This is a genomic window from Bradyrhizobium sp. GW821-FHT13H06 (assembly GCF_058803975.1).
This window is the reverse complement of sequence record NZ_JBXAPN010000009.1, coordinates 81,901-98,043: the sequence shown is the minus strand read 5'-3', so window position 1 is coordinate 98,043 and position 16,143 is coordinate 81,901. Positions and strand designations below refer to the sequence as shown.

At 61.0% G+C, this 16,143-nt stretch carries 20 protein-coding genes; 3 read left to right on the top strand and 17 right to left on the bottom strand.

Annotated elements, in window-relative coordinates:
* Positions 1–16 precede the first annotated feature (16 nt).
* The 5 genes from AC1RQP_RS30775 to AC1RQP_RS30755 all read right to left on the bottom strand — a co-directional run bounded on the left by AC1RQP_RS30775 (position 17) and on the right by AC1RQP_RS30755 (position 5,255).
* Entirely contained in the window at positions 17–784 is a 768-nt protein-coding gene (locus tag AC1RQP_RS30775; protein WP_239625411.1) for an ABC transporter permease, read from the bottom strand.
* Positions 781–1,566 carry an ABC transporter permease gene (locus AC1RQP_RS30770; RefSeq protein WP_239625413.1) on the bottom strand — a complete coding sequence of 262 codons (786 nt, stop codon included), beginning with the start codon at positions 1,564–1,566 and terminating at the stop codon, positions 781–783. Before AC1RQP_RS30770 ends, AC1RQP_RS30775 begins: the two co-directional genes overlap by 4 nt.
* The gene (locus tag AC1RQP_RS30765; protein WP_492940547.1) at positions 1,563–2,408 is read right to left on the bottom strand and encodes an ABC transporter ATP-binding protein; all 846 of its coding nucleotides are present in this window, start codon (positions 2,406–2,408) and stop codon (positions 1,563–1,565) included. Before AC1RQP_RS30765 ends, AC1RQP_RS30770 begins: the two co-directional genes overlap by 4 nt.
* 94 nt (positions 2,409–2,502) lie before the next feature.
* Positions 2,503–4,197, bottom strand: a complete 1,695-nt coding sequence (gene ilvD / locus AC1RQP_RS30760; protein WP_492940545.1) for a dihydroxy-acid dehydratase — start codon at positions 4,195–4,197, stop codon at positions 2,503–2,505.
* Positions 4,198–4,271: 74 nt separating this feature from the next.
* Positions 4,272–5,255, bottom strand: coding sequence for an ABC transporter substrate-binding protein (locus AC1RQP_RS30755; protein ID WP_239625416.1), 984 nt, complete (start codon positions 5,253–5,255; stop codon positions 4,272–4,274).
* A gap of 166 nt (positions 5,256–5,421) precedes the next feature.
* On the opposite strand from AC1RQP_RS30755, the gene AC1RQP_RS30750 reads away from it, so the two are divergent.
* Positions 5,422–6,339 (top strand): NAD(P)-dependent oxidoreductase, encoded by a 918-nt coding sequence (locus tag AC1RQP_RS30750; RefSeq protein ID WP_492940543.1) that lies wholly within the window; start codon positions 5,422–5,424, stop codon positions 6,337–6,339.
* A 15-nt stretch (positions 6,340–6,354) separates the two neighbouring features.
* Here AC1RQP_RS30750 and AC1RQP_RS30745 read toward each other — a convergent pair whose 3' ends face one another.
* From AC1RQP_RS30745 to AC1RQP_RS30710, 8 genes are all read right to left on the bottom strand, one after another.
* The gene (locus AC1RQP_RS30745) at positions 6,355–6,918 is read right to left on the bottom strand and encodes a flavin reductase family protein (protein ID WP_492940541.1); all 564 of its coding nucleotides are present in this window, start codon (positions 6,916–6,918) and stop codon (positions 6,355–6,357) included.
* A gap of 9 nt (positions 6,919–6,927) precedes the next feature.
* The gene (locus tag AC1RQP_RS30740; protein ID WP_492940539.1) at positions 6,928–8,133 is read right to left on the bottom strand and encodes an acyl-CoA dehydrogenase family protein; all 1,206 of its coding nucleotides are present in this window, start codon (positions 8,131–8,133) and stop codon (positions 6,928–6,930) included.
* A gap of 90 nt (positions 8,134–8,223) precedes the next feature.
* The gene (locus AC1RQP_RS30735) at positions 8,224–9,492 is read right to left on the bottom strand and encodes a CaiB/BaiF CoA transferase family protein (RefSeq protein WP_492940538.1); all 1,269 of its coding nucleotides are present in this window, start codon (positions 9,490–9,492) and stop codon (positions 8,224–8,226) included.
* 237 nt (positions 9,493–9,729) lie between these two features.
* Positions 9,730–10,158, bottom strand: coding sequence for a GNAT family N-acetyltransferase (locus AC1RQP_RS30730; RefSeq protein ID WP_492940813.1), 429 nt, complete (start codon positions 10,156–10,158; stop codon positions 9,730–9,732).
* A gap of 63 nt (positions 10,159–10,221) precedes the next feature.
* Entirely contained in the window at positions 10,222–10,521 is a 300-nt protein-coding gene (locus AC1RQP_RS30725) for a hypothetical protein (protein WP_492940536.1), read from the bottom strand.
* Positions 10,518–10,901 carry a hypothetical protein gene (locus AC1RQP_RS30720; RefSeq protein WP_492940534.1) on the bottom strand — a complete coding sequence of 128 codons (384 nt, stop codon included), beginning with the start codon at positions 10,899–10,901 and terminating at the stop codon, positions 10,518–10,520. The genes AC1RQP_RS30725 and AC1RQP_RS30720 overlap by 4 nt, the downstream gene beginning before the upstream one ends.
* 1 nt (position 10,902) lies before the next feature.
* Positions 10,903–11,133, bottom strand: coding sequence for a hypothetical protein (locus AC1RQP_RS30715; protein WP_492940532.1), 231 nt, complete (start codon positions 11,131–11,133; stop codon positions 10,903–10,905).
* On the bottom strand, positions 11,130–11,819 hold the full coding sequence (locus AC1RQP_RS30710) for a hypothetical protein (RefSeq protein WP_492940530.1): 690 nt from the start codon (positions 11,817–11,819) through the stop codon (positions 11,130–11,132). The genes AC1RQP_RS30715 and AC1RQP_RS30710 overlap by 4 nt, the downstream gene beginning before the upstream one ends.
* Before the next feature lie 63 nt (positions 11,820–11,882).
* On the opposite strand from AC1RQP_RS30710, the gene AC1RQP_RS30705 reads away from it, so the two are divergent.
* Complete coding sequence (locus tag AC1RQP_RS30705; protein ID WP_492940528.1) at positions 11,883–13,148, top strand: hypothetical protein; 1,266 nt, start codon at positions 11,883–11,885, stop codon at positions 13,146–13,148.
* On the top strand, positions 13,145–14,089 hold the full coding sequence (locus AC1RQP_RS30700) for a glycosyltransferase family 2 protein (RefSeq protein WP_492940526.1): 945 nt from the start codon (positions 13,145–13,147) through the stop codon (positions 14,087–14,089). The genes AC1RQP_RS30705 and AC1RQP_RS30700 overlap by 4 nt, the downstream gene beginning before the upstream one ends.
* A 14-nt stretch (positions 14,090–14,103) precedes the next feature.
* Here AC1RQP_RS30700 and AC1RQP_RS30695 read toward each other — a convergent pair whose 3' ends face one another.
* The 4 genes from AC1RQP_RS30695 to AC1RQP_RS30680 all read right to left on the bottom strand — a co-directional run bounded on the left by AC1RQP_RS30695 (position 14,104) and on the right by AC1RQP_RS30680 (position 16,111).
* Entirely contained in the window at positions 14,104–15,099 is a 996-nt protein-coding gene (locus AC1RQP_RS30695; protein WP_492940524.1) for a tail fiber protein, read from the bottom strand.
* A gap of 73 nt (positions 15,100–15,172) precedes the next feature.
* Positions 15,173–15,394 (bottom strand): hypothetical protein, encoded by a 222-nt coding sequence (locus AC1RQP_RS30690; RefSeq protein ID WP_492940522.1) that lies wholly within the window; start codon positions 15,392–15,394, stop codon positions 15,173–15,175.
* Entirely contained in the window at positions 15,360–15,848 is a 489-nt protein-coding gene (locus AC1RQP_RS30685; protein ID WP_492940521.1) for a hypothetical protein, read from the bottom strand. The genes AC1RQP_RS30690 and AC1RQP_RS30685 overlap by 35 nt, the downstream gene beginning before the upstream one ends.
* A complete protein-coding gene (locus AC1RQP_RS30680) occupies positions 15,845–16,111 on the bottom strand; it encodes a hypothetical protein (RefSeq protein WP_492940519.1) in 267 nt (88 codons plus the stop codon). The genes AC1RQP_RS30685 and AC1RQP_RS30680 overlap by 4 nt, the downstream gene beginning before the upstream one ends.
* Between the last annotated feature and the right edge of the window lie 32 nt (positions 16,112–16,143).

Here is a 16,143-nt window from a genome sequence, read left to right as displayed (position 1 = left end):
TTCAGAGTTCTTGTTGTTACGCTTCAGGGAAGCCCCGGAGCAAGTACGAGCGCAGCGCTCCCAGCAGGCCGTTCAGGATCAGCCCCAGCAGCGAGATCGTGATCAGGGGCACGAACATATCGACGGCCTGGAAGGTTCGGGCCGCCGTCACCAGCGCGTGCCCCAATCCGTCCGTCGACGTGATCATCTCGGCCAGAAACACCACGATGCAGGAAATGACAAGGCCGATCCGGCATCCCGTCAGGATCGACGGCATCGCGGCCGGCAGCACCACTTTGAAGAGGATTTCATAGCGCGGCGTTCCTGCCGCCATGGCCGACCAGATCAGCTTCTGCTCGACGGCCGATGCACCGTAATAGGTGGAGAGCAGAATGGGAAAGAGCGCGTCCGCCGCCACCAACGTGATCTTCGATCCGTGGCCGAACCCGAGCAGGAGCAGGAGCGCCGGATAGAGGGCAACCTTGGGCAACGGCGCCAATACGCGGACGATAGGACGGACCACGGCGTTGATCGCGGGGTTGGCGGCAGCCGCGATACCGATGCTCACGCCAAGCACGACCGCAATCGCAAACCCCGCAAACAGCCGGATCAGCGTTGCCGCGATCTCCTGCTGAAACGCGAACGTCACGAGCTGCTGAAGCAGCCGGCCGAAGACGAACCCCGGCGGCGGCAGCAAGACCGCGGGCGCAAAGCCGAATGACACAAGGCCCTGCCATACCGCGATCACCAGCACGATCGGGGCAATCCCAAGAAAGACGTTTGGGGAGAAAAAGCGCGACATCATGAGAAGCTCAGCGGCATGTCGAACTGCGGTTCGGACCAACGCACAAGTCTGGCACGAGCCCTTTCGAAAAGCGCGTCGAGGAAAATTCCCATCGCCCCCACGATGATGATCATCGCAAAGACGGTGTCGTATTGGCCCATGTCGAGCGCATTGAACAGGATATTGCCGGCGCCAGATTGACGGGCAATCATCTCACTTGTGATCATCGTGATCAGCGCCAGCACCAATCCCGTGCGGCACCCGGTCAGGATTTCCGGCAGCGCTGCGGGCAGCACGATCCGCACCAACCGTTGTGCGGGCGAAAGCCCCATCGCAGCCCCCGACCAAAGCATCTTCTCTTCGACGGCCTTGGAACCCTCGAAGCTGTGGTAGATCACGGGGAGGCTGACTCCCAGAAAGATCACCAGTGTCTTGGTGATGTCGCCGACGCCCAGCCAAAGCATGATAATCGGCATCAAGGCGGCCTTCGGCACCGGATAAATCACCATCAGGAGCGGATTGAAGAAGGCCGCGACGCCCCGGCTGCGTCCCATCAACAGGCCCAGTGGAATCGAAACCAGCACCGCCACACCGAACCCGATCGCCATGCGGCGAAGCGAAGCAAGGATGTTGATCAGGGACTCCTTGTCGCCGAGAATGTCCGGAATTGCCCGGACCGCCTCGATCGCCGTCGGGAAGCTGTCGTTCTCCAGCGCCAGCGAGGCAACCTGCCACACCGCCAGCAATCCGATGCAGGCCAGCACCGGAGCAGCCCGCTTGGTCAACGCAGCCGGTGTCATCATGAGACATGCCCGGCTTCGTCGCTCTCATCGAACATGCGCTCGATATCGACGACGTACTTCTGATAGCGGGGATCGAGCAACAGCTCATTGCGGCGGCGCGGCCGCGGCAGATCAATGTCGATGACCTGCCGGATGCGGCCCGGAGATTTCGACATCATGACGACCTTGTCCGAGAGGAAGACGGCCTCGTCGACCGAATGGGTGACGAACAGCACCGTCTTGCGGTCGCGCTCCCAGATGGTCAGAAGATCGTTCTGCAGGCGAGTCCGGGTGTGCGCGTCGAGCGCCCCGAATGGCTCGTCCATCAGCAGAACTTCGGGATGGTAGGCGAGCGTCCGCGCCAGCGCCACGCGTTGCTTCATGCCGCCGGACAATTCCTTGGGGTAGAAATTCTCAAAGCCTTTGAGACCGACCATCTCGATCAGGGCCCGGCTCTGCGCTTCGGCCTCGGCGGCGCGCACACCTTGCTGGCGTGGGCCATACATCACATTTCCCAGCACGGTCTTCCAGGGAAACAAAGCAAACTCCTGGAACACCGGTCCGCGATCCGGACCGGGCCCGGTAATCGCATGTCCCTTGATCTTCGCCATGCCGCTGGTCGGGCTGACAAAGCCACCGACGATATAGAGCAGTGTCGACTTGCCGCAGCCGGACGGACCGAGGATTGAGACGAAGGCGCCCTCCTCGATCGTCAGCGAGATGTCCGACAGCGCCAAATGATCCTTGCGCGCCGAGGTCTGAAAGACCTGCGAGACGCGATCGATCTCGATGATTGCGGAAGCCGGCTCTTGTGGTGTCACCGGTCTCATCCATTCGCTCGATCTCGCAGCCACTACCGTCATCCCGTATCTCGTCTCACTCGCGCGAACATTCAGCGGCACGAGCTTAGCAAGAAACCTGCCAGACAGGCCGTCGTCTCCGCACACGTGCGGTGCGTCATTCGAACCACGGCCATTCTGCCGGACCTTCATGCGTAACGGCTCCGCCCGGCGCTTGGCCGACCAGCCGCGCATATTTTGCGAGCGCACCTGCACGGTGACGCGGCGGGCGTTGCTTCCAATCGCGCCGCCGCGCGGTGAGCTCCTGCTCGTCGAGCAAGACATCCATCTGCCGATTTACAGCATCGATCCGGATCCTGTCGCCGTCGCGAACAAGCGCCAATGGACCGCCAACAAACGCCTCGGGAGACACATAGCCGATGCACATGCCGCGGGTCGCCCCCGAGAACCGCCCATCGGTGATCAGGGCAACTTTTTCGCCCATGCCCTGTCCGTAGATCAGCGCGGTGACACCGAGCATCTCACGCATGCCGGGGCCGCCGACCGGCCCTTCGTTGCGGATCACGAGGACCTCGCCCGCCTTGTAGCTGCGGTCACGAACCGCTTTGACGCAGGCTTCCTCATCCTCGAAAACGCGCGCGACGCCCTCGAAGAACTGGCTCTTCAAACCGGCAACCTTGATCACCGCACCGTCCGGACAGAGATTGCCCTTCAGAACTGCAACGCCCCCATCTGGCATGATAGGCGCACGAGACGCGTAAACGACCTCGCCATCGGGAGCATTGGCCGCACCATATTCTTCGGCAAGCGTTCGGCCCGTGATGGTGATGCAACTGCCATCGATATGCCCGCTCTGGATCAGCTCGCGGATCACCACCGCCGCGCCGCCGATGTCGTAGACATCTTTCGCCGTGTATTTGCCACCAGGCCGCAGATTTCCGATCAGCGGCGTCCTGGCAAATACCTCGCCCACATCGTCGATCGTGAATGCAATGCCGGCCTCGTTCGCGATGGCAGGAAGGTGCAACGCAGCGTTGGTCGAGCCGCCCGTCGCGGCCACGACCGCCGCGCCGTTCTCCAGGGATTTGCGCGTCACGATATCGCGCGGCAGCGGTCCACCACGCTCCAGCATCTCCATGATCAGCCGCCCGGCGCGTCGTGACATCTGCGCCCGCTCGGCATAGACACCGGGCACCATCGAGACGTTGGGAATGGTCAGGCCCATCGCCTCCGACACCATTCCCATGGTATTCGCGGTGAACTGGCCGGCGCACGCGCCGATCGTCGGCAAGCAGGAGCGCTCGATCCGCTCGAGCGTGGCGCCGTCGATCTCGCCGGTCATGAAGCTGCCGACAGCCTCATAGGAGTCCAGCACCGTCAACGTTCGACCGTCCACGCGGCCCGGCAGCGAGCTGCCGCCATAGATGAAAATGGACGGAACGTTGCAGCGAACCATACCCATCATCACGCCGGGAAGCGTCTTATCGCATCCGCCATACCCGATCAGCGCATCGTAGGCCAGCCCATGCACGACGGCTTCGATCGAATCGGCGATCAGTTCCCGCGAGAACAGGGAGAACTTCATGCCCTCGTGGTTCATGCTGATGCCGTCGGAGACCGAGACGGTCGAGAATTCGCGCGGTGTGCCGCCGGCTTCCTCGACTCCGGTCTTGGCGGCGGCCACCTGGAAATCGTGGGTCATGTTGCAGGGCGTCTGCTCGCCCTTCATGCTGACGATGCCTACCATCGGTTTGGCGATCGCAGCGTCGTCCAGCCCCATGGCGCGCATGAATGCACGATGCGGGGCCCGGTCGAGCCCGTCCGTGGTGACGCGTGATCGCAACTTCTTCATATGTGCATCTTCTTCATGCAGCGTCCCGGATGATCCGGAACGCTGCGGTCTCACGCACGATCGTTCGCCCGCTTCTATTCCAGCGGAGCGACGATCGTCTGATGCTTGAACTGCGCGACATCCAACTTGGGCAGCATTCCTGTCTCTGCATAGATATCCAGCATCTTCTGGATCGCGGGGAAGTTTGGTGCTGCGCCTGGATCGCGACCGAAATCATTGTCTTTGAGCAGATAGGTCTCAAGCACCGGAACGGGCGCCTTCAGCACCTCCGATACGACCTTCAAGGTCTCTTCACGGTTCGCCAGCGCCTTCTTCATGCCTGACGTGATGTCGCGGACATAGGCTTTGACCAGTTCCGGATTCTTGTCGACGAAATCGGCACGGCAGGCTTCCAGGATGTGCACGATGTTCGGCATGGCCTGGGACAGCGAGAACAGCTTCCTCGTGCCGCCCTTGGCCTCCGCGCGTGCGGCAAACGGCTGGTTCATGTTGACGGCATCGACGCGGCCTTGGCGCAGCGCGTCCTCGGAAACTGCAAAGCCGACTTCGACCAGCTTGATGTCCTTGGCCGGATCGACGCCATTCTGCTTCAAGAGCAGGTTGAATGGCCCTTGCGTGCCGCCACCGATCACCGAAATACCGACCGTTTTGCCCTTGAGATCGGCGATTGTCTTGATGGGCGAGTCATCCTTGACGGCCCAATAGACCGAGAAACCGCCAGGCTTTTCGAAGACGTGTTGCGCAACGATATAGGCCTTGAGATTGCCGCCGACCACGCCATTGGAGAGCGACAGTGGCGCCTGCGTCGCGCAGTCCAGCGCGCCGGCCGCCAATGCTTGCGTCATCGGCGCGGTGCCCTGGAATTGGGTCCATTCGATGTTGTAGGTCTTGCCGATACTGGGAAACTCGGCCGGCCTGCGCATCATCCAGTACTTGGATTCCTCGGCCGGGATCGTCCAGCCGACGCGGATCGTCTGCTGCCCCCATGACGGGCTTGCCGCTGCGCTCACGGCTGCTGCCGCCCCCAAAGCCAGGATCCATTTCGAAACGGTTCGCATCGTACCCACTCCGCTGCTCCGGCGCCGACAGGCGCCCCCAACCCGACCGCCTCAAATGTTTCATGGTTCAAACAATCAGGCAAGCCATGCAAGCCGGGCGGTTTTGCCGTCGGATGCACAATGTATGGTAAAGGGGCCGTCGCATTGCGACAGAAGGAGGCAACCTATGGCTGATGAGAGCAAGGCAAACCCGCAAGGTACTGAGAGGCTCGGCTATCTCGGCCTTGGGCTCATGGGCACGCCGATGACCCGACGCCTGCTCAAGGCCGGCTATCAGGTCGCTGTCTGGAACCGCTCGGAGGGCAAGGTGGCGCCGCTTGCCGAGGCCGGCGCCAAGCGCGCGGTCACGCCTCGTGATCTCCTGGTGAACTCGGATATCATCTTCATGTGCGTGACCGATGCGGCCGCGGTCGAGGAGGTGATCTTCGGGCCCGAAGGCCTGGCAGCGGCACCCGGCGCAGACAAGCTTGTCGTCGACTTCTCGTCCATACATCCCGACGCTGCGCGCGATCTCGCAGCGCGACTGAAAGACGCGAATGGCGCGGGCTGGATCGATGCGCCCGTGTCCGGGGGCACGAAGGGCGCCGAGGAAGGCACGCTCGCCATCATGGCGGGCGGGGAAGCTGGCGACATCGAGAGGGTGCGGCCCTATGTGCTGGCCATGGCGCGCAGGTTCACTCACATGGGCCCGATCGGCGCCGGCCAGACCACGAAGCTGTGTAACCAGGTGATCGTCGGATGCGCGATGGCCGTCCTCGCGGAAGCGACGCGCCTTGCCGTGAATGCCGGAATCGATGCCAACCGGTTGCCCGAAGCGCTCGCCGGCGGCTTTGCGGATTCCATCCCGCTCCAGCTGTTCGTGCCGCGGATGGTCCAGGGCATTCACAACCCACCACTCGGTCACATCGCCACGATGCTCAAGGATCTCGATACGGTCGCCGATGTCGCACAGGCGACGTCGACGCCAGTGCCGATGGCCACCCTTGCCGGACAACTTTTCAGGCTGGCGAAGGCCGCGCGAGGTGCGGAAGCGGACGCGTTGGAAATCTACAAGCTATCGGCGCCGGAACGCCAGGCTGTCTAGGCGACCTGAAGCGCGTTACGGCGCCTTCTTGCGTTCATCGTCGGCCATGAAGCGGCCGAACGCCCCCCGTGCGAAGAGCAGCGGCTCCTTCGCATTGTAGGTGTAGGCCTCGACCGCGCCGAGAAAGATCACGTGGTCGCCGCCATAGTAGCGATTCACGGAGCGGCATTGAAAGTTGGCGACGCTCTCGGCGAGTACCGGCGCGTTGCCGAGGCCCGGCGCCCAGTCCAAGCCGGTGAACTTGTCGTCCGATGATTTTGCGAATTTGTTCGCAAGCGCCTGTTGCGAAGCACCAAGCACGTTGACGGTGAAATGGCTGGCGTTCTGGAAGATGGTCAGGCTCGAGGAATAGACGACGAGGCTCCACAGAACCAGCGGCGGGTTCAGAGAGACCGAGGCGAACGAATTGCACGTCAGCCCGTAGGGCTTGCCGTCAGGCGCTGCCGCCGTGATGATCGTTACCCCCGTTGCATAGGTTCCAAGCGCGTTGCGAAAGTCGCGAGGATCGATCTGCGAGTTGTCGCTCGCAAACTCGTTGGCGGGATCGGGAGCGCGGGGCTGCTTCGGCAGATCATTCATCGGCCGGCCTCACAGCGTCAGATTCTCGGACGGCAGGCCGAGTGCCACTCGTCCATAATTGGTCCCGGCCGCATCGAAGTTGAACGCGAGATGCGAGTTGATCGCGTGCGCATCGCGGAACTGCCGCTGCAACATGCCGCTTGTGAATAGACCACGCGCGCCACTCGCGGCAAACAGCATCGAGACCGCGTCCGTGCACAAGTTCACTGAGAAAGATCCGTCGCGCCGATATCTGGTCTTGGTCGCCATGTCAGGGATATGGCCGCGCCGAGCGTCCGTCATGGCATCGAGGCAGGCCGACCGCATGATCAGGCGTGCGGCGTCGATCTTCGCCGATGCTTCCGCGATCTTGATCTGCGTGCTTTGAAAATCGCTCAGCTTGGCACGATTGTAGGTTGAAATGCGATGACGCGCGACCTCTGTGTAGTCGTCGAGGCATGCCTGCGCATTCCCCAGCGCGACGCCGGAGAGAACGTATGGGAAGAGCGAGAACACGGGTAACGCATACAGCGGATTCGGATTGACCTTGCTTCCCGGCGTCGGGCCACCTGAGAGGTCACCGACAGCGACCGTCATGTGGTCGGCCACGAAAGCGTCCCGGACTTCCACGTCGGAAGACCCCGTCCCGCGCAATCCTGCGACATTCCAGGTGTCCAGCACCTTGTAATCGCCCTTCGGCAGCAGGAAGATTCGATACTCGATGCCGTCCGCCTCATCGTCGGAGTAAACCACGCTTGCCAGCATGTTCCATTCGCAGGAGGCAACCCCCGAGGAGAACGGCCAGCTTCCGTGCAGCCGGTATCCACCCGCGACCCGCGTGGCGCGTCCGGCGGGAAAAATGAACGAGGATGCGATCAGCGCGTCCGGATCACGGCCCCAGACCAGATCCTGAGCCTTCTGCTCGAACATGCCGAGCATCCAATGATGGCTCGCCAGGTTGGCGAGATTCCAGGCTACCGACGCATCCGCCTGCCCGAGCAGCTCAGCGCAATCGACGAGGGCGACATAGTCGAGCTCGGCGCCGCCGATCCGCTTGGGTTGAAGCATCCGGAACAGGCCGGCGTCGTGGAGATCCTTTTCGGTCTCCGACGGAAGACGCCGCAGCTCCTCCGTCCGCGCGGCGCGCTCGCGTAGTGGCGGCAATAGCGCCCGAGCCTTCGCAATCATTGCCGCATAGACTTCTTCGCCGTCTTGCTGTCCGGTGGGCTGAGTCATGCGCGGCTCCTGACCGAGCGCCATTCGTGTCCCTCGCTTTCACACATTTATGCGGCGAGACCTTCGCTAAATCAAGCCGAGGCAACGTCCTCAAGCTGGCGTCGGAGGCTTGGCCGAGCCAAAGGCGCCCTTCTCGGCAAATTGGGCGATGCGACGTTCGTCGTAGCCGAGCGTATCATGCAGGACCTGCTTCGTATGCTGGCCCAACAGAGGTGCCGCAACGGGATCGATCGCGCCGGTCATGCCCATGGCAATCGGTGGCTCGATGTTTGGCACCCATTCCGCTGTCGGGTGCGGAATCCGGTTCAAGCGATGGCGCTCGCGCGCCTCGGGCGCATTGAACCCCTCCTCGACCGTGCGGAGGTAGCCGACCGGAATATTGGCCAGCTTCATCTTCGCCATCCAGTTCTCGAGCGTATCGCTTGCAAAGACCTCTGCAATGGCTGCCCGCAAGAGCTCCTTGTTTTCCGACCGCGCCTTGCGCGTGGCAAACTGCGGATCGGTGATGAGATCGGGGCGGTTCAGGACCTCCACCACGAGCCGGCGGTAAAGCCGCTCGTTGGCGCAGGCCATGTAGAGCGGCCCGTCGGAGGCCTCATAGACGCCGACGGTGGGGGACCCGCTCGGCGAATTGCCGAACCGGCCGGGGTTTTCGCCGTTGATGAGATAGGCCATGCCGTAGAAGCCGGTCATCCCCATCGCAACGTCGAACAGGGCGACTTCGACATGCTGGCCGCGGCCGAGCCGGTCCCGCGCCAGCAGCGCCATCAGGATGGCATTGCAGGCGGACATCCCCGTCGCCATGTCGACGATGGGCGGGCCGGTACGGACCGCCGGGCCGTCGGCAAATCCGTTGAGCGACATGAAGCCGCTTTCCGCCTGGGTGATGGGATCGAAGCCGGGCCGCGAAGCAAACGGGCCGGTGCGTCCATAGGCGGAGATCGAGCAATAGACCAGCCGCGGGTTGAGCGGCGCGACCGACTCATAGTCGAGCCCGAACTTCTTCATCACCCCGCTCGAAAAGTTCTCCACGACCACATCTGCCTTGCGGACCAGATCCAGCGCGATCTCTCGGGCCTCCGGCACGGCAAGGTCGAGCGCAATGCCGCGCTTGTTGCGGTTCAGGCTGAGATAGGCAGCGCTTTCGCCGCCAATCTCGGCATGCTCATAGGCGCGCGTGTCGTCGCCGCCATCGGGATTTTCGATCTTGATGACGCGGGCGCCATAATCGGCGAGCGTCTGGGTACAGGCCGGGCCGGCGACCACGCGCGTGAAATCGACGACCAGCAGACCATCGAGCGCGGTCGGCCCTCCAGTCCCTCGCGACGAACGCACCGGCAATTGAGGCTTGGTGGGCATGATAGCGCTCCCTTACATCGGCTTATGGCCGCCGAATTTCCCGCAACAGCAAACTTAAAGCCCGGCATGGTCGACTTCGCAAGTGCTTCGCCCGCATCGCCCAAATACGCAAAAAGGGCCCGGCAGCCATCAGGCTACCGGGCCCTTCGATATTCCTGGCACATAGGCTGCGTGACGTCTCGCACCGGCTATTCACCGTTGCCACGTTCCGCATTACGGGAAACCCGCTCAATTCTCTCAGCGGAGCCACTTTCGCCAGTAAAGCGTGTGCGACCAGGCCCACGGCAATTCGGGTTCATAGAGCCGATAGCCCGCCTGGATGAAATTATTGGCAGATATCGGATTGTCCGTCGTATCGGAAACGATGCTCTCCCATCCCACGCGCCGTCCCCGCGCCTCGACGACGCGCATAAGCCTGCGCTGGAGGCCGCGCCCCCAATGCCGCTGCAAGACACCGACCCTGGAGAAATATCCGCCATTTCGAGCGTGCGTCGACGGCACGACACCAGCGAAGGCGACCGCGTCATCACCATGATAAGCCAGCCACCACGCACCAAGATCGAACTCGGGCACAGCTGCGGCATCGAAGAACGTGAGTTGATGCAGATCGGCTAGGGTGTCGGCAACGTCGTCATCGGACGGATCGACGATACGAATTCTGTACATGGCGCGGCTCATTGCGGCAAAGACCGAGATCGGGTGTGCGGCGACGTCGCCACCGCCGGAAGCTCACTTGCCCAGCACGACCTTGACACCGAGCCAGACGGCTCCCATGAGACCGGTGGCAAGCACCGTGATCACCGCCTTGAAGGTGTAGCTCTGCGCCTGCTCCACGCTCTTTCGCCACCTGCGCAAGTGCTGAAAATCGGCGCGCAGCTCCTTTCGATCGTCATCTTCGATTCCCAAAGAGGCGAGCACCGACGCCACCGCCTTCAGTACGATCGCATCGATGGCCTCCTGCTGGAGCCTGTGCTGCTGGGCCATTGTCTCGGCCACAATGGCCTTGATCTCGTCGTCCGGCATCTTCATCGCTTGATGATCCTCGCAACATTCTCGAACCCGCGTTTGGCGAAATAGAATGAGACCACGAGATTGGCTGTGATCGCCGCAAACCCCGCCAGAGCGTCCGTCGAGCCCAATCCAAGAACCTTGTCCCAGACCAGGAGCTTTGCGAAGTAGATCGCCACGCAATAACCCATCAGCTTGTCGGGCTCATACCAGTGCCCGATCTCGGCGATGCGGTACCGCATGATCGCGTTGGTCTCGGCCGTCTGCGCCGCGATCTCGCTTGCGGCGAGATCTGCCGCGATCTTCGTCTCGACATTGCCGGCTTTGAGCTTGGCCTGGTAAGCGTCGATCAGCCCCTTGACGACGGGACCACCGAGGAAGCTGAGGATGGTCATCCACATCCTAGAGCGTCCGGCGCCGGGCGATTTCGGTCAACACGCCAGCGGTCGCAACCGCGAGCAGCATCTTGAACGCAGAATTTGCGTCCATGCTTGCGAGCTGCGTGAAATCATAGCCGGAGAACGCCGCGATCAGGCCGGCGCCAAGCATGCCCAGGACATACTGAATGCGAGCCCAGAGGATCGTCACGGAATCTTTGAACCAGGCCTTAACTCTGTCGAACGCGATAGTCATGACTTCCTCTTGAAGATGGCGTTGAAGACGTTGGCGATGAACGCGCCGATGGAGCCCTTGGAGGGGGTGCCGACCGAAGGTGGCTCGTGCGGTGCTTGCGGCGCCGACGGCGTGATCTTGGTGCCCGTGAATGTAATGGTGGGATCGATCGCCATCATCGAGAGCAGCATCGCGACGCAGCCGAGCTGCTGGTCGACATGGCTCGAATCGTACCGACCATCGGCGACGTATTTTCCGGACTTGTATTGATTTGTCCCCGCCCAGAGGTATGGGCTCGGAATGCCCTTGCTGGCGTAGCCAAGACCATTGTACATCTCGAGCGCGATCAGAACACCGGCGAGGGACCAGTCCTTGCGCTTCGCAAGATACGGGTGGCAATTGAGCAGCGCGTCGATCGCCGCGTCTTCCCAGGAGCTGAACGGGCCGCGGCCTGCCGGAACGTGGACGGAGACTTTATTCCAGGGGTCGCCCTGGGCCAGCGACCGGCCCCAGTTCTGGGACGATTCCCGTTCATGGATGACGGCAATCACCGCCCACGGAACGCCGGTCTTGGCTTCGACCGCCTGGTAGCGTTTCTTGGCGGAAACCAGCGCCGTAGCGACCTTGTCGCTCAAAGTCTTCCGGGTCAGCTTGGCATTTTGCCAACGGCTTAGGTTCGCCCGCGTGAGGGCGTTGAAGTCCGTCATTTGGTAGGTCCTTTCGGCTACCATGGGTTGATGGTAAGTTGGCTCCCGGCAGGGAGGATGAATTTGCGGAATCTCAGTTCACTGGTGATCGCGGCAGCTTTGGTATTGCTGCTGCAACCGATCTATTTCTTTGCGATGTCGAACCTTGACCACCTCATCTCAAAGGAGACGACTTGGCAGCACATCAAGAGCGCCTTTGATTCTGGTGTCCTGGTCGACGCCTCGCACCGGAATCAACTCATTGCCAGCGGCGATCGGTTTACGGACTGCTATGCGCTCGGCGAAGGCATGAAACCGGGCACGAGCGCAATAGAGAACGGCATCATGGCACCGAGGCCGGCATCCAACCGTCACGCGTGCGACGACCTCAAGCAGGCCGCCGAAAACCCTACCAGCGTCAATTGGCAAAGCTACGCAAGATATTGGCACGGATATCGTATCTACAGCGCGCCACTGGCGTCGCTCCTACCGATACTTCTTCTGAAGTTCGTAAACCTTGCTGTCCTCGCTAGCGCAGCTATTTTCTTTGTCTTTCAAGCAGATCGGCTCATCGGAACGTGGCCGACCATAGGGCTCTGCGCCCCTGTTCTATTCTTGTCCGACTTCGTTCGCATCTGGCACGTCACACCTCATACGGTCAGCACTGCGATCATTCTCGGGGGCGCCGGGATATTCGCCTGGCTGCTCCGAAAGAAATCCGCTGATCGGACATTGATCATTGCGACAGCTGGTCTTGGTTCTGTTTTCAATTTTGTCGACTTCTTGGTCAACCCGCCATGGTTGCCAATGCTCATGGCGTTCTTCCTTGTGGCGTCCGGACGAGGCTATCGGCTCGCCATCGCTTGCGTCGCGGTGTGGTTTTCGGCTTACAGCGTAACATGGGCATCAAAATGGGTTGCCGCTTACCTCGTAGAGCCGACTTTTGATATCCAGAACGATGTCCTTAATGCCGCGATGTTCAGGATTAACGGGGACTACGCTAGCGTACGGCATTTCCCACTCGCAGCGACGGCCAAGGTATTCACGAACGCTATCTTGAGTTGGGGCATGCTAATTTTTGTACCCCTGCTGATACTATTCCGCATACCGCTGAAGCGGCCAGAGCTAAGCCAGTTTTGGCCGGTGTTGATTCCGATCGTCTGGTTCGAAGCACTGAGCAACCACAGTCAGATCCACGCCGTATTCGTCTCAAGGAGCGCCGCGGCTGCAATAGGAATCGTACTCGCCGCCGGCTTGATGGGGGCGAATGTATCGAGCGCCCGAGAGCTCTTCACAGCTCGATTTACGCGCCCGTTACGAGAGACTTCCCGCTCACAGGAAATTCGATGACCCTGACGCAGATGAAGATTGCCGTCTTAGTCCCTTGTCACAATGAAGAATCAACTGTCGGCAAGGTAATCACAGGTTTTAGAGACGCTTTGCCTGGAGCAGATATCTACGTCTATGAGAACAACTGCGTAGATCGCACCGCAGAGATAGCCAGCAATTGCGGAGCCATCGTGCGGACCGAGAGAAGCCAAGGTAAGGGGCATGTGGTCCGTCGAATGTTCGCCGACATTGATGCTGACATCTATATTCTAGTCGATGGTGACGCGACTTATGATGCATCTAGTGCGCCGAGGCTCATTGGAAAGCTTATCGCTGAACACCTAGACATGGTCGTTGGTGTTCGCGTCGATCAGTCCGAGGAGGCATATCGGCGAGGCCATCGAGCCGGGAATCGTATGCTAACAGGGCTCTTGGCGCTGATCTTCGGCAGGGCGTTTAGGGATGTCCTGTCCGGCTATCGGGTGTTTTCTCGCAGGTTCGTCAAGTCTTTCCCGGTGTTGTCGAGCGGCTTCGAGATCGAAACCGAATTGTCAGTTCATGCTCTCGAATTGTCCCTTCCTGTTGGGGAGATGGAAACGCCTTATTTCGAAAGGCCCATGGGTTCTCATTCCAAGCTCAATACGTGGCGGGATGGCCTGCGCATATTGCTCACTATGTTGAAGCTCTATCGGTCGGAAAGACCGCTCCAATTCTTTGCCTGGGTTGCGACCGGGCTTGCGACCGCATCGGTAGTTTTGGCAATTCCAATCGTTGTGACGTTCTTAGAGACCGGGCTGGTTCCAAGACTACCGACAGCGGTTCTCTCCATGGGCCTCATGACAATGGCGATGCTGTCTGCTTCGTCTGGCCTCATCTTGGACACCGTTACTCGTGGTCGTCGCGAGATGAAAAGATTGGCTTACCTTGCTCTTGGCGTCACTGGCGCTCCACCTCGTCCTTAAAGAGTCTTGCGCGCCTATATAATCCGGAGAAGCTTGTTGGCTACGATCGTCGGCTGAACGGTCACAATCGGCGTGCTCGTGCCGCCCTGTGCGTTACCCGTAAAGGAATACTGGTTGCCGTTGATTGAGACTTGTCCCGTCTGTAGTTGCGCCACTGTGGTATTGCCGCCGCCAGGCGGCGTGATGGATGAACTATAAAATACAACGTTTGTTTGGCTGCTGAGACCCGTTCCGCCGATTGAGCCGGACGGCGTGTAAGGCGGTAGGTTGGCCGTGACGAGTGTTCGAGATTGGGCGCCGCCAGTCTCACCAAGCGTATCGCCAAATCCAACATTGGCGTCGGTCAAGCGACTGGCAGCCGGCCCGCCCATGGTATCGACACCCGCCACAACACGCCCACGAATGTCTGGAATGTTGAAGGTAGTCGAGCCATCACCTGATCCATAGGTCGTGCCGAACATGGCAAACAAGGCCGAATAGATCGTTCTCGAGATTGCCTGCCCATAGGCAAGCACAAACGAGCTGTTGGGAGCAGTAGGCCCCCAAAAATCGATGCTGGCCCCGATCGGGATGGAATAAGGATTTGTGAAGAATCCATGGAGATAGAATGCTGCATCGCTCGAATTGTAGAGCGCCGCGTAAGGAGTACCTTGCACTAGGACGCCCGCCGGCAAGTCGGTCGAAGGCGCCGATCGAAGTGGCTTCGCGCCAAGACCGTCGACGTTGAGCGTTACGGTCGCGCCATTCGTCGCATGCGGCGTGAACGCGATGACCTGACCGCTCAATTGCGCGAGCGTCTGAAACACTTCATAGCTGCTAACCGCATAGGCCGTGGCGGTGCCGGTCGTCACGATCGCGCCGGTCATGTCATCCCGGTATTTCGCAATCGCCGCCATCATCGCGCGCGCCGAGTCGTTGACGCTGGCGGGGGACTGCCCTTCCGCCCAGTTGATTGTCGAATCCGCCGTGGCGTCGACGGACGCCGTTTGGGACCATTTGTAGAGAGTCATGCTGTATCCTTGGTGTGAAAAGACGCTCATGAGCTGCCGGTACGTGGCTCGATCAACTCGCCGCCGCCTGCCGTCAGTCCGGCGTCCTGGTCTCTTTGCTGCACAACTCGATGTACTGAGCGCAGCGACAGGACGGCGCTCGGGCCGTCAGGAGGTTGCGGATCACGCCTGTGGGGACGCCGGGGCTCTCGCTTGCGATCCGGGCGACGCGTGCGTCGATGATCCCGTCGATCTCGGCTCGCAGTTCTTCAATGCGGTCTTCAATTCTGGTCGCGCGTTGCAGCTTCGTTGCCATCGGGCTTTCCGTCCTTCGTTTTGGCCTCGAACGCCGCCAGCTTCTGGCGGGCGGAGGCAGCATCGTTCTGTGCGCGCCGGAGCGCGCGTTCGCGCTGTGCCTCGTGTGAGGCGAGATGAACCTGGATGTCGTAGGGTAGTGCGGCGAACCGCTGCTTGAACGGTCCCGGCCAGGACCGAGGCGGCGGGATGGCCGCAATCGCATTTATCGCGCTCGCCGCCGCACCGCCGAGAGTGGGGTCGGCGAGGCCCAGTGATACGTGCATCCGCGATATGTCCTGTACCGCCGGCCAGAGCCGGTTCATACCGAGCGCCGCGCAGTCGGCCACAAAACGCGCCACCGACGCAGGCGTCGCTGGACAGGCCAACACACCGTTGAGCTCACACCACTTGGCGAATATCGGCGCGTCGCGCAGGCGCGCCTGCGCAAGCGCCGTCAGCAGCGGATGGGTCATCGCTTGGCTTTGCGCAATGCCCCATGGAGGTCGCCCAGGCGCCGGCGCAGATCGACCAGCTGAACACGCTTTCGCAAGCTGTGCGGGCTGGAATCGATATCGCCGCCCAGTTCGGCGTCGAACCGCTCGAGCGCGGCCACGCGCTTCTTCAATCCATAGAGCGCAAAGTTCTCCGCAATGCGATCCGGTGACATCGGCTCGCCATAGAGATTCCCGGTGATGGAGTCGGCGCGCTCGATGAAGTTTCGATTGTCTTCGCTCATGGTGTACTTTCCTGCCGTGAATTCAGTTGATC